Raw genomic sequence first — 13,200 nt, forward strand, 5'->3', positions numbered from 1 at the left:
GGTTTTTCCTGGAAATCCCGGGATAAAACGACGGTTTATTCCCAGAAGAATAATCTTCCATGAACATTACATATTCACGTAGTACTTTTTTTGCGACTGATTTTTATGAAAAAACATTCCTAACCCCTATTTCTTATTTTTTTGAATCATAATTTCTGTGCTGAAGAAAACGTGTCTTTTTGCCCCTGTTTTTTTACCTGAAATCAAAGAATATTCCTGCAGTTATGGAATACACATGACTTTCGTCTTCTCATAAAATGATCGGAATCAGACCATTCGTTCATTTTCCGAAAATTCAGATTAATAATGACAAAAAGTTACAACATTTTACAATTGCAGTTGGTTATCTTTGGTGTAACACCTACATTTTACCAGGTGACACTGAATGAGGAGGTGAATCTTGAAAGGAAACATCAAATGATATCGGGAGGGAATTAAATGAGGGGAAAAAGTAAAAGAAAGTGGTTTTCAATCGTATTGACCCTAGTAATGTTCATTCCACTAATGTTTCCATTCAATTCAAACGCAGCAAGCACTTCCATGCAAAGTGCAGCAAAAGGAAAAGCTTCTACATCAGTAAATGATACTGCAAAGGTAAGTCCGCAATCGAAGATCACCTCTAAACTGCAGGAGCAATTCAAGAAAGATAAGCACGTCACATACTTAGTGAAGTTCAAGGAGCAGGTCGACACTAAGGGCGTAGCGAAAAAAGCGGCTGAAAAAGCTGAGAAACAGAAGCTTACTGCAAACAGTAAGAAGCTGTTGAAGCGTAATATGGTTGTTTCAGAGCTGCGTGCCACTGCACTTGAAACTCAAGCAGAAGTAAAAAAATACTTAAACAAAGAGAAAAAGAGCGGTGCCGTTAAAAATGTTAAAGACTTTTATGTCGTAAATGGTATGGCTGTTACAAGTACAAAGGAAGTCATGGAGAAGATCGCTAAATTCCCTGAAGTAGCGAAAATTTTACCGAATGAAACGCGACAGCTCATCCAGCCGGTCAAAGCAGAAGGATCTCAAGCGGCGCTGGATGTAAAGAAGGCTGAGAAAGCTGACAACAAGCCGGCTTCCATCGAGTGGAACATCGAGCAGATCGGTGCCCCGGCGGTATGGGATATGGGAATCGACGGAGCAGGTACAGTTGTTGCTTCAATCGATACCGGTGTTCAATGGAATCATCCGGCATTGAAGGAGAAATACAGAGGGTTCGATCCTCAAAATCCGGATACTCCGGAAAACGAATTCAACTGGTTTGATGCTACAGCAGGTCAGGGCACACCTTATGATGATCAGGGGCATGGTACACATGTTACTGGTACAATGGTAGGATCTGAACCAGATGGAAATAACCAGATCGGTGTAGCTCCGGGAGCGAAGTGGATCGCGGTTAAAGCATTCACAGCCAATGGAGGAACAGATGTCGATTTGCTTGCAGCAGGAGAATGGATCCTTGCACCAACTGATGCAGAAGGCAATCCGCATCCTGAAATGGCACCGGATGTGGTCAACAACTCATGGGGAGGCGGACCTGGTTTAGATGAGTGGTACCGCCCAATGGTTAATGCATGGAGAGCGGCTGAGATCTTCCCTGAGTTCTCTGCAGGAAACACTACGTTATTCAATCCTGGAGGACCAGGTTCGGTTGCAACACCGGCAAACTATCCTGAGTCATTTGCTACAGGGGCGACTGACAGCAGTAATAACCTGGCCGGTTTCTCTCTTCAAGGACCATCCCCGTATGATGAGGTGAAGCCTGAAATATCTGCCCCGGGCGTGAACATCCGTTCTTCCGTTCCTGGGAGCAATTATGAAGGCGGATGGAATGGTACATCGATGGCCGGTCCTCACGTATCGGCGGTTGCCGCACTTTTAAGGCAGGTCAATTCAGACTTGACTGTTGATGATATTGAAGAAATCTTAATGGCGACTGCAATCCCATTGACTGATGGAACATTCCCTGAGTCTCCGAATAATGGGTATGGCCATGGGCTTGTAAACGCATTTGATGCAGTTTCGTCAGTAATGAGCGGTATCGGAAAGATTGAAGGTAACGTTTCGAAAGAAGGCGATGATACAGAAGCACCTGCCATTACACATGAGGCCCCTGCAGAAGCATTTAAAGAAATGAATTTACCGCTTCAAGCGGATGTAAGCGATAATGTCAGTGTAACGAATGTTTCGCTTGACTATCAAAATGCGGATGGCGAATGGGTTTCGGTTGAAGCTTCAAGAACATCCGGCGACTACACAGAAGGCACCTACGAAGCCGCCATTCCTGGTGAGGATTTAACCGGTGACAGTGTGAATTATAAATGGAGTGCGCTGGACTTCGGCGGGAATGAAGTTGAAAGTGATACGTACACGGTTCCTTTACTGCCTGGAATCACAGTTGGTTATGAGCAGGACTTTGAATCAACTCCGGCTGGCTGGACTACTTATGGAGAGGCAAACAGCTGGGAATGGGGCTCACCGACTACAGGTCCTGAAAGCGCAGTTTCCGGAGAAAAAGTGTATGCAACGAATCTCGATGGAAACTATGATAATCGAGCAAACATGTCCCTGCAGATGCCTCCTATCGATCTGCCGGAAGGAAACAGCTTCTTGCAGTTCAAGCAGTGGCATGAACTAGAACGCAACTACGATTATGGTCACGTATTTGTCTCTACGGATGGAGAGAACTGGACACAGGCTCTTCGCGTAAACAATGTGACAGACGGCTGGGTGGACGGCGAGGTTGACTTAAGTGCCTATGCAGGCCAGCGAGTATACGTAGCATTCAATGTGACAACTGATGGGAGTGTCGTGAAACAAGGTTGGTATCTGGATGATGTCAAACTGAGTGCAGAATCCATTTTGCCGGCTGGTAAGGCTCAGTTAGGGCTGCAGTCGAAGAGTGACAGCTCTTCATCGGTTTCCAAGAAGCCTAGTGTGAACCCTAATAAGATCGAAATGGTGAAACCTGCGAAGAAAGAAGCACCTGCGGATGGTACTGCACCTGCACCGGTATTATTACCGTTACAAGCTGAGGTGACAGTGCTTGAAACAGGACGCTCTGCATACACAAACCCTGCAGACGGGTCTTATCAAATGACGCATGCAGCGGGAGAATTCACGCTTCAAGCTTCAACCTACGGCTTCAGATCCCAGACACAAAATGTCACAGTGGAAGCGGATGGAACATCTACAGCCAACTTCACGCTGGAGGAAATTCCTCGTGGTACTGTGTCGGGTGTCGTAACGAATCAAGTAACCGGTGAACCTGTTGAAGGGGCTACGGTCTTCCTGATGGAAGACGCAGTCGTGACACCGGTGGAAACCAATGCAGATGGTGAATATGAACTTGAAGCCTATGAGGGTGAGTATACGCTTAAAATCGTTGCCCCTTACTACTACAGCCAAGAAGTGAGTGTGACGATTGAAGGCGGGGAAGCTGCTGCAGCGGATGTTTCACTTGAACCGTTCATCGGCTACCCTGGCGAAATCGGATACGATGATGGAACGGCAGAAAACGCACGTGCCTTCTACGATGCAGGCAATGGATGGGCCGTTAAGATGTCACTTGAAGAAGGAAATGATTCAGCGATGGTAACCGGAGGTCTATTCCGATTCTGGGATACAGAGTGGCCGGTGCCGGGGGGAACTGATTTCCAAGTGGCCATCTATGACGCTTCCGGAACTGATGGGGCACCTGGTAATAAAATTGCAGGCCCAATTGATGCAACTGCCCTGAGAAATGGCGAATGGACGCATGTAGATCTTAGTGAACACGGAATCATGGTCGATGGAGACTTCTATATGGTCTACATCCAATCTGCCCCTAACCCTAACGCACCTGGATTGGGTACAGATGAAGACGGCGAATACGCTGCGCGCAGCTGGCAGCTGGTCGGCGGAGCATGGTCGCCTTCTCCAGAAGATGAAGGAAACTATATGATCCGTGCAACGGTGAATTACGAAGTGACTGCACCAGTCATCACTTCACCTAAAGACGGTTCATATACGAAGGACGAATCGGTGACCGTTGAAGGTACTTCAGCACCTACTACTACCGTCCATCTATACAATGGGGATGAAGAAGTGGCTCAAGCCGAAACGGCTGAAGACGGTACATTCTCTGCAGATGTTACCTTGAACGACGGGGAGAATGTCATTTCGGCAAAAGCTGCAACAGAGCAGGGTATGACGGGGGCTTCCGAACCTGTCACAATCACGCTCGATCAAGTGAAACCGGAACTCGCGATCACTTCTCCTGAGGAAGGACTGAAAACAAATCGTGAAGCCATTACAGTGAAAGGAACCATTAACGAGGATCACCTTGCGTGGGTGAAAGTGAATGGTGAAAAAGCAACTGTGAAAGACGGCGAATTCAGCCACAGGCTTCTTCTCAATGAAGGGGAAAATGTCATTCAAGTCGTTGCAAAAGATAAAGCCGGCAACAAAAAGAAGAAATCGGTGACGGTCTTTGCCAAGTTCGGGGACATTGAAATCGATCATCTTCTTCCGGCTGAAGATAAAGAATTGAAAAAAGGTGAATCGGTCAAAATCGAATTTGACAGCGAACCTGGCCTGGATGCAACATTCGTCATCCACATGCCGTTGACCAATGCAGGAGGGCAGTTGACAAACGCAACTGAACTTCCGATGATGGAAACATCTGAAGGTCATTATGTAGGGTACTATACAGCCATATCTGATGTTAAGGCAGCAGGTGCAGTGGTTGAAGTGAAAATTTCTGATGACTTCGGTAATGTATCCACCAAACGTGCAGATGGAAAGTTATATATCAACACAAAAAAATAACAGATTGAGAAAGGGAAGAGCCGGCATTCAGGCTCTTCTTTTTCTTTATTTGTTTTCAGAGGGGAATTGAAGATAAGAGAGTTTTTTTATATACTAAAATAGTATTAGAATAAAAATTTAGAATTTTCATCAAAAAGATCCAAAGAAAAAAGAGAGCAAATGGGATGACTAAACATTATTTTGTAAACGATTTCAAAAATGCGAAATGAAAGAGGGGTACTATGAAGCTTAGTGAGATGAAAGAGCAAACATTCAATCCTCCCAGTTTAGAAGAATGGCAGGAAGCGGCTGAAAGAGCCTTGAAAGGGAGAAGTGTGGAAGCGTTACATACTAAAACGTATGAAGGAATCGATCTGAAACCACTTTTCACCCAAGAAGATATTTCAGCTATCAATCGTGTGGATTCCTATATACCGGATATAAATAAAAAATTATCAACCCTCAATGAGTGGAGAATCGCTCAGCAATTAAAAAGGAAGACGTGGGTAGAATTAGCCGATGCTATGCAGCAGGCAGTCTCCAGGGGACAAAACTGTCTGGCATTTTCAATGGAAGGAATGGAAATCGGAGAAGGATTTGACTCCTTTATCGAACGGTTTGCAGGGGAAGCCCTGCCGGTTTTTAACATAGAGAAAAATAATGCTGAGTTAGTTGACCGATTATCCTTTCTTGCGGTTGGTGATGAGTCCTTCAGAGAGCTTAGAGGAGTGATTGGATTTGATCCCCTTTCAGAAATCGGACTTGAACAGGGGGAATACCAGCTTGACGGTTGGATAGAAAAGGCCGCTGCAGCAGCATCTCATCTTCCTGAAATCAAAACCATCGTAATAAATACGTCTCCTTACCATGAACAGGGGGCGAATGCCGTACAGGAACTTGCCTATGCTTTGAGTACAGGAGTCTTTTATCTTGAAAGGTTGCAAGAGAAGGGCTGGTCCCCTGAGGAAATCGCCCAAAAGATTCATGTTCATTTTTCTTTAGGAAGTCACTTTTTTATGGAAGTGGCCAAGATGAGGGCATTCAAAAAGTTATGGAAGGACGTCCTTGCCTCCTACGGCCTCACTAAAGAAGTCTGTGATGATTGCATCAGTATAAGTGCAGAAACCTCAAAGTTCAATAAATCGGGGCTCGATCAGCATGTCAATTTGCTTCGGACGGGGGGAGAGGCATTTTCTGCTGTTCTTGGCGGCGTCGATTACCTGGTTGTCCATCCTTTTGACAGTATAAAAGGCGAAACAACTCCATTTTCTGAGAGGGTGGCACGCAACTTACAGTTGATCCTTGGGGAAGAAGCCCATTTAAATAAAGTCTTCGATCCTGCAGGCGGCTCCTATTATGTGGAGTGGCTGACGGAAGAAGCAGGGAGAAGAGCCTGGAAGGAATTCCAGCACATCGATCGAGAAGGCGGAATCGATACTTTATTGCTGGAGGGGAAAATCCAGGAGAGTATTAGAAAGGTACTCGAAGAGAGAGTGACTGATTTATCCACACGATCCAAGTCCATGATCGGTACCAACATCTACGCCAACCTGGAAGATTCACTTTCAGGTGTGGAAACAGAGAAGGGGAACAGGCTCTCCCTTCCATTCGAGAAACTTAGAATAAGAGCTGAAGAACTCGTGAAGTCAGGCAGCAAACCCGCTGCCGGCATTATTGGTTTGGGGGAATTGAAGAGCCATAAGGCGCGGGCCGACTTTGTAAGTGGCTTCTTATCCACAGGAGGCATCGACTCCCGACTGAGTCATTCATGTCTCACGAAAGAAGATATCCTTACGTTCATTGAAGAAACCAACTATCCTTATTATGTTGTTTGCGGTAAAGATGAAGAATATGATGAATGGCTTCCGTTGATCGTGGAGACAGCAGCCAATTATCATTCCCAAATAAAAGTCGATATCGCAGGTAAACTGAACGGTGAGAAAATGAATGAATGGTTACAGCTTGGGTTGAACGGCTGTATCCATCAGAAACAGAATATGCTCCATAAACTGACTGAATTACTTTCAATCTGGGAGGAGGAGAAGAAACATGATTAAACCAGACTGGCAGGGGATGGATCCATACTCACAAGCGAAGGAGACGGGGAGTTTTTCTGCTTCCGGCAGCACCTATGAAACAAATGAGAATGTAACAATCAAATCCCTCTATACAGAGGAAGATACAAAGGACATCCCCCATCGTGATGATCTGCCGGGACTGGCGCCTTTCACCAGAGGTCCATATCCGACGATGTATGTAAACAGGCCATGGACTGTGCGCCAATATGCAGGCTTTTCAACAGCGGAAGAAAGTAATGCTTTCTATCGAAGAAACCTGAGTATGGGGCAGAAAGGCCTTTCGGTAGCGTTCGACCTTGCGACCCACAGGGGCTATGACTCCGATCACCCGAGAGTGGTAGGTGATGTTGGGAAAGCAGGGGTGGCAATCGATTCCATCCTTGATATGAAAATACTATTTGATGGTATTCCTCTTGATCAAATGTCGGTATCGATGACGATGAATGGGGCCGTCCTCCCGATTCTTGCCTTTTACATTGTGACGGCAGAAGAGCAGGGAGTTTCCCAGGAACAGCTTTCAGGAACCATTCAAAATGACATTTTGAAAGAATACATGGTGAGGAATACGTACATCTATCCACCTGAAACTTCGATGAAGATCATCGCGGATATCTTTGAGTATACATCCAAAAAAATGCCAAAATTCAACAGCATCAGCATCTCGGGTTATCATATGCAGGAAGCGGGGGCACCTGCTGATATCGAGCTTGCTTATACCCTTGCCGATGGCCTTGAATACGTGAGGACCGGGTTGAAGGCAGGTATTGGTATCGACTCATTCGCACCAAGGCTGTCATTCTTTTGGGCAATAGGAATGAATTATTTTATGGAAGTGGCAAAAATGCGTGCCGCACGAAGGATCTGGGCCCAAATGATGAAATCCTTTAATCCGGAAAATGTAAAATCAATGGCGCTGCGTACGCATTCTCAAACATCAGGATGGAGCCTGACGGAACAGGATCCGTTCAACAATGTGACCCGTACGCTGATTGAAGCACATGCTGCAGCAATGGGGCATACACAGTCGCTTCATACAAACGCACTGGATGAGGCGATAGCCCTGCCGACAGATTTTTCAGCGCGTATTGCCCGTAACACTCAGCTTTACCTTCAGGAAGAAACATTGATTACAAAAGTCATCGACCCTTGGGCAGGATCCCATTACGTAGAATCTTTGACAAAACAGCTCATGGAGAAAGCCTGGGAGCACATTGAAGAAATCGAAGAGCTTGGCGGAATGACGAAAGCGATCGAAACAGGTCTTCCGAAGATGCGGATCGAGGAAGCAGCAGCGAAAAGGCAGGCAATGATTGATTCAGGTAAAGAATCGATCATCGGAGTGAATAAATACCGTCTGGAAAAAGAAGATGAGATCGAAACACTTGATATTGATAATACAGCCGTCAGACAGAAACAGATTGAAAGAATACAAAAGTTGAAAGAAGAGAGAAATGAAGAGGAAGTGTTAAAGACGCTGGACGCCTTGACGAAAGCCGCGGAAACAGGTGAAGGAAACCTGCTCGAAAAAGCAGTGGAAGCTGCCCGGGCAAGAGCCACTCTCGGTGAAATCTCTGATGCGGTCGAAAAAGTATCAGGCAGACATAAAGCGACGATAAGGAGTATCAGCGGCGTGTACAGTTCTAATTTTTCAAATGAAGATGAAATCGCAGTCGTACAGGACATGACAGAGGAATTCCTGGAGAATGAAGGAAGAAGACCTCGTATCCTGATTGCCAAGATGGGTCAGGATGGGCACGACAGAGGGGCGAAAGTGATCTCTACGGCATTTGCCGATCTTGGATTCGATGTCGATATCGGACCTCTGTTTCAAACGCCGGAAGAAACGGCTCTGCAGGCGGTGGAAAATGATGTCCACGTCATAGGCTTCAGTTCACTCGCAGCAGGTCATAAAACCCTCTTGCCGCAGCTGGCGGCCGAGCTCAGAAAACTTGGAAGAGAAGACATACTCATCGTAGTGGGCGGCGTCATTCCGGCCAAGGACTATGAGTTCCTGCTGAATAGCGGAGCGTCTGCCGTATTCGGACCGGGCACGATCATTCCGGTCGCTGCACAGAAAGTGATCAAGGAAATATACGAAGTGCTCGGTTATGAGGAAGTGACCGAATAATGGACAACCAACGCCCGGAAAAAAAGAAGAGGTTTGTAAAGAAAAAACAAGATCCGATCTCCATCCAAGCATTGAAGGAAGGGATCCTGAATGGAAATCGCAGCTCCCTGGCCAAAGCCATCACCTTGATTGAAAGCAATGCCGCCCATCATTACGAATGGGGACAGGAACTTCTTGGGGAAGTGATGCCCCATACAGGGAACAGCCTCCGTATTGGTATCACGGGAGTTCCCGGAGCCGGGAAAAGCACATTTATCGAGGCGTTTGGAGAGATGCTGTGCAACCAGGGGCATTCTGTTGCGGTTCTTGCGATCGATCCAAGCTCTTCCTTATCCGGGGGCAGCATCCTGGGGGATAAAACAAGGATGGAGCAGCTGTCAAAGAACCCTAAAGCCTTTGTCAGGCCGTCACCGACTGCAGGAACCCTCGGGGGTGTGCATCGAAAAACGAATGAGACCCTGCTTTTGTGTGAAGCTGCGGGATACGACATTATCATCATTGAAACCGTCGGTGTCGGTCAAAGTGAAGTCATGGTCAGACAGATGGTTGACTTCTTCCTTTTACTTGCCATCACCGGCGCGGGAGATGAGCTGCAAGGAATGAAAAAGGGCATCATGGAACTAGCAGATGCAATGGTCGTCAATAAAGCGGATGGTAAAAATAAGCCGCTGGCGGAAAAAACCCGACGTGAACTGAATCAAATCCTCCACTTTCTCGTACCCGCTACAAAAGGATGGACTTCAAAGGCGTATACATGCTCTGCCCTTGAGAATAGGGGTCTGATTGAACTGTGGGATGTGATGAAGGAATTTGAAAAGAAAACAAAAGAAATCGGCAGTTTCCAAAATAGGAGGGCCCTTCAAAAGAAAGATTGGTTCTATACCATGTTAAAAGACCGGATTCTGTCAGATTTCTTCCTCGATGAAAGAATAAAGCCTGCCGTCCCGCAAATGGAGGAGAAGGTCAAAGTCGGCGATCTTACCACTTCCAAGGCAATCGAAGAACTGCTTCATCTTTATAAGCAGGTTTGATCCGGGCATGGCGGAGGCAAATCGTGCGCGGAAAGCGATGTCTTGCACGGAAATCAACAGCGGGGATCAAAAGTGCTAAATGAATATGAGGTTTGTATAGGAATCAATCATTTACAATTGAAAATTAAGACCCAAACTTGTATGATGGTGGTAAATCAAACTTCGCTAACAGAGAAGAATGATCAAGAACATAGAGCAGTGAAAAGGAGCGTCATAGAATGGATATGGATTTCAATTTATTTATGAACGATATCGTCCGCCAGGCCCGTCAAGAGATGGAGACATCTGGTTATTCACAATTAACAACAGAAGAAGAGGTTGACCAAGCTTTCACAAAGCCTGGTACGACGCTTGTCATGATCAACTCAGTTTGCGGATGTGCCGGGGGCATTGCCCGTCCTGCAGCGGCTCATTCCATCCATTACGATAAGAGACCTGATCAATTGGTAACGGTATTCGCTGGCCAGGATAAAGAAGCAACGGCTAAAGCGCGCAGTTACTTTACCGGCTACCCGCCGTCCTCTCCATCTTTCGCTTTATTAAAAGATGGGAAGCTTATGACAATGGTAGAAAGACATGAGATTGAAGGTCATGATCCAATGTCAGTTGTAAACAAGCTTCAATCGTATTTTGATGAATATTGTGAAGAGGTTTAATAAATATACAAAAAAGGCCTGTTAGAGCATTCTCTAACAGGCCTTTTTTATCTTTATTTTTGAGGGAGTTTTCTGAAAATACAAACAATAATTTATAATTATAAAAAGTATTGCATAAAAATAAAAAGCTGATAGAATACAAATATATTAATTAATATACAAAAATATAAATATTTATACAATCTTAGGGGGATGAGTAAATGAAAAAGCTATTATCATTTTTATTAGTCTTTGTACTATCTATCAGTCTCGCTGCATGCGGGTCAGACGCAGCAGATACTGCATCCGGAGATCCAAAGAAATTAATCATGGGTACATCGGCGGATTATAAACCGTTCGAATACGTCGACACAGCAAACAGTGATAAATTCATCGGATATGATATCGACCTCGCCAATCTGCTGGCAGATGAGTTGGGATATGAAGTTGAAATAAAAGACATGGAGTTCAGCGGACTTATCACTGCGTTAAAAACAGGGCAGGTTGATTTCGTCCTATCAGCGATGACACCTACTCCGGAGCGCAAGAAAAATGTGGATTTCAGTGATGTCTATTATACAGCGAAAAATATGATCATCACGAAAAAAAACAGCGGGATTTCCACTGAAAAAGATTTGGGTGGAAAATCAGTGGGGGTTCAATTAGGATCGATTCAACAGGATGAAGCGGAAAGTATGAGTTCTTCAATCGACCTTAAAGTTGAAACAAGAGACCGTATTCCTGAGCTGGTACAAGACCTTCAAAATGGACGTTTTGATGCCATCATTATTGAAAATACAGTAGCCGATGGCTACTTGAACAAAAACAAAGAGCTTCAAGGAACGACGATGGATGTGAATGAAGAAGAAGCGGGATCAGCGATTGCTTTTCCAAAGGAAAGTGAACTTACTGGAGAATTCAATACAGCCTTAAAGAAACTTGAAGAAAGCGGAGAATTGGATAAGTTGGCTGAAAAATGGTTCAACGGGGCTGTTGAATAAGGAATTGAAAAGAGAGAGGCTGACCATCCTTGCGGTTGGCCTTTCGACATTTATTGAGAATGTTGGAGGAATAAAAAATGAAACTTGATTTTGCACAGCTGCTGCCTTCCATACCTTTTATTTTGGAAGGTTTGAAGGTTACGTTGATGATTGTGGGTGCATCAGGCATTTTAGGATTTATATTCGGAATTGTATTATCGTTATTTAAAATCAGTTCAGTAAAACCCCTGGTGTGGCTTGCTGATGCTTATACATCTGTGTTCAGGGGAACACCACTTGTACTGCAGCTGATGATCATATTCTACGGATCCCCCCAACTGTTTGGAACACAAATTGAACCATATACAGCTGCGATTCTTTCGTTTTCCTTAAATTCAGCAGCATATATTTCCGAAATCATCCGGGCGGGTATAAATGCCGTCGATAAGGGCCAGAAGGAAGCTGCTATGGCTTTAGGGATTCCCTACAGCCAAACGATGAAGGATATCATATTGCCTCAGGCGATTAAAAATATATTACCGGCCTTGATGAATGAATTTATCACGTTGACGAAAGAATCGGCCATTGTCACGGTAATAGGAGCGATGGACGTAATGAGAAGGTCATACATGGTGGGAAGCGATCTTTACTCCTTCTTTGAACCCCTATTACTTGCAGGGCTCATCTATTATGTAATGGTCATGGTGTTGACGCTTCTTGGGAAATTACTTGAGAGGAGGCTGATAGGAAATGATTAAAGGAGCACACATCACAAAATCATTTGGAAACCTGGACGTGTTAAAGGGGATAGACATAACTGTCCAAAAAGGTGAGGTACTGGCGGTGATCGGTCCTTCAGGCTCAGGGAAGTCAACCTTGCTGAGATGCCTGAATTACTTGGAGCAGCCAAGCAGCGGCACGATCCAATTTCAAGAGAAAGATGTCAATATGAAGAATATCGGTCAAATAAGACAGGAAGTGGGGATGGTCTTTCAGCATTTCCATCTGTTCCCCCATATGACAGTCTTGGAAAACGTGATATATTCCCCCATAAAGGTGAAAAAAGTAAAGCGTAATAAAGCGGAACAGCTCGGAATCGAATTACTTACCAAGGTAGGTTTGAAGGATAAAAGTGCCGAATATCCCAATCGTCTTTCAGGCGGCCAGAAACAGCGTGTGGCCATAGCAAGAGCTTTAGCGATGGAACCGAAAGTCATCTTATTCGATGAGCCGACATCTGCACTTGATCCCGAAATGGTAAAGGAAGTATTGTCAGTCATGAAAGATCTTGCCGGTTCCGGGATGACGATGATCATTGTCACCCATGAAATGGGCTTTGCAAAAGAAGTGGCCGACAGAGTCATCTTCATGAATGACGGTAAAATCGTCGAGGAAGGAAAACCCGCAGATTTCTTTCTTCAGCCGAGTACAGGCAGGGCAAAAGAATTTCTTGAAAAAGTATTATAGACAAAGCTATGTCAAAGTTTTTAGTGATTTGGGTTATCCAGCTGCTGGAGTGAAAGACGGAGGCTGCAGAAAGCGAAGTCTTTTAAATGGCCGGGCAGCAATGCA

The 13,200-nt window shown here is 45.1% G+C and carries 8 protein-coding genes; all 8 read left to right on the forward strand.

The features are described 5' to 3' along the window. The first annotated feature begins 438 nt into the window (after nucleotides 1-438). The 8 genes from HWX64_RS19095 to HWX64_RS19130 all read left to right on the forward strand — a co-directional run bounded on the left by HWX64_RS19095 (nucleotide 439) and on the right by HWX64_RS19130 (nucleotide 13,095). Nucleotides 439-4,797, forward strand: a complete 4,359-nt coding sequence (locus HWX64_RS19095; RefSeq protein WP_175991103.1) for a S8 family peptidase — start codon at nucleotides 439-441, stop codon at nucleotides 4,795-4,797. A gap of 221 nt (nucleotides 4,798-5,018) precedes the next feature. Beyond that, entirely contained in the window at nucleotides 5,019-6,833 is a 1,815-nt protein-coding gene (locus HWX64_RS19100) for a methylmalonyl-CoA mutase family protein (RefSeq protein ID WP_175991104.1), read from the forward strand. A 16-nt stretch (nucleotides 6,834-6,849) separates the two neighbouring features. Next, a complete protein-coding gene (gene scpA / locus HWX64_RS19105; protein WP_254871248.1) occupies nucleotides 6,850-8,982 on the forward strand; it encodes a methylmalonyl-CoA mutase in 2,133 nt (710 codons plus the stop codon). Next, nucleotides 8,982-10,013, forward strand: coding sequence for a methylmalonyl Co-A mutase-associated GTPase MeaB (gene meaB / locus HWX64_RS19110; RefSeq protein ID WP_175991106.1), 1,032 nt, complete (start codon nucleotides 8,982-8,984; stop codon nucleotides 10,011-10,013). The genes scpA and meaB overlap by 1 nt, the downstream gene beginning before the upstream one ends. A 218-nt stretch (nucleotides 10,014-10,231) precedes the next feature. Continuing rightward, on the forward strand, nucleotides 10,232-10,669 hold the full coding sequence (locus tag HWX64_RS19115) for a BrxA/BrxB family bacilliredoxin (RefSeq protein WP_175991107.1): 438 nt from the start codon (nucleotides 10,232-10,234) through the stop codon (nucleotides 10,667-10,669). Nucleotides 10,670-10,869: 200 nt separating this feature from the next. Further along, a complete protein-coding gene (locus HWX64_RS19120; protein WP_175991108.1) occupies nucleotides 10,870-11,649 on the forward strand; it encodes a transporter substrate-binding domain-containing protein in 780 nt (259 codons plus the stop codon). A 77-nt stretch (nucleotides 11,650-11,726) separates the two neighbouring features. After that, nucleotides 11,727-12,386 (forward strand): amino acid ABC transporter permease, encoded by a 660-nt coding sequence (locus tag HWX64_RS19125; RefSeq protein ID WP_175991109.1) that lies wholly within the window; start codon nucleotides 11,727-11,729, stop codon nucleotides 12,384-12,386. Then, nucleotides 12,379-13,095 carry an amino acid ABC transporter ATP-binding protein gene (locus HWX64_RS19130; protein ID WP_175991110.1) on the forward strand — a complete coding sequence of 239 codons (717 nt, stop codon included), beginning with the start codon at nucleotides 12,379-12,381 and terminating at the stop codon, nucleotides 13,093-13,095. The genes HWX64_RS19125 and HWX64_RS19130 overlap by 8 nt, the downstream gene beginning before the upstream one ends. The last annotated feature ends 105 nt before the right edge of the window (nucleotides 13,096-13,200 follow it).

The sequence above is a fragment of the Bacillus sp. Marseille-Q1617 genome, assembly GCF_903645295.1.
Taxonomy (GTDB): domain Bacteria; phylum Bacillota; class Bacilli; order Bacillales; family Bacillaceae_B; genus Rossellomorea.

Bases quoted from the DNA above. Each gene is read 5' to 3' on its own strand.
- HWX64_RS19095 (WP_175991103.1), top strand. From the start codon at position 439: ATGAGGGGAAAAAGTAAAAGAAAGTGGTTTTCAATCGTATTGACCCTA.
- meaB (WP_175991106.1), top strand. From the start codon at position 8,982: ATGGACAACCAACGCCCGGAAAAAAAGAAGAGGTTTGTAAAGAAAAAA.
- HWX64_RS19125 (WP_175991109.1), top strand. From the start codon at position 11,727: ATGAAACTTGATTTTGCACAGCTGCTGCCTTCCATACCTTTTATTTTG.
- scpA (WP_254871248.1), top strand. From the start codon at position 6,850: ATGGATCCATACTCACAAGCGAAGGAGACGGGGAGTTTTTCTGCTTCC.
- HWX64_RS19130 (WP_175991110.1), top strand. From the start codon at position 12,379: ATGATTAAAGGAGCACACATCACAAAATCATTTGGAAACCTGGACGTG.
- HWX64_RS19115 (WP_175991107.1), top strand. From the start codon at position 10,232: ATGGATATGGATTTCAATTTATTTATGAACGATATCGTCCGCCAGGCC.
- HWX64_RS19100 (WP_175991104.1), top strand. From the start codon at position 5,019: ATGAAGCTTAGTGAGATGAAAGAGCAAACATTCAATCCTCCCAGTTTA.
- HWX64_RS19120 (WP_175991108.1), top strand. From the start codon at position 10,870: ATGAAAAAGCTATTATCATTTTTATTAGTCTTTGTACTATCTATCAGT.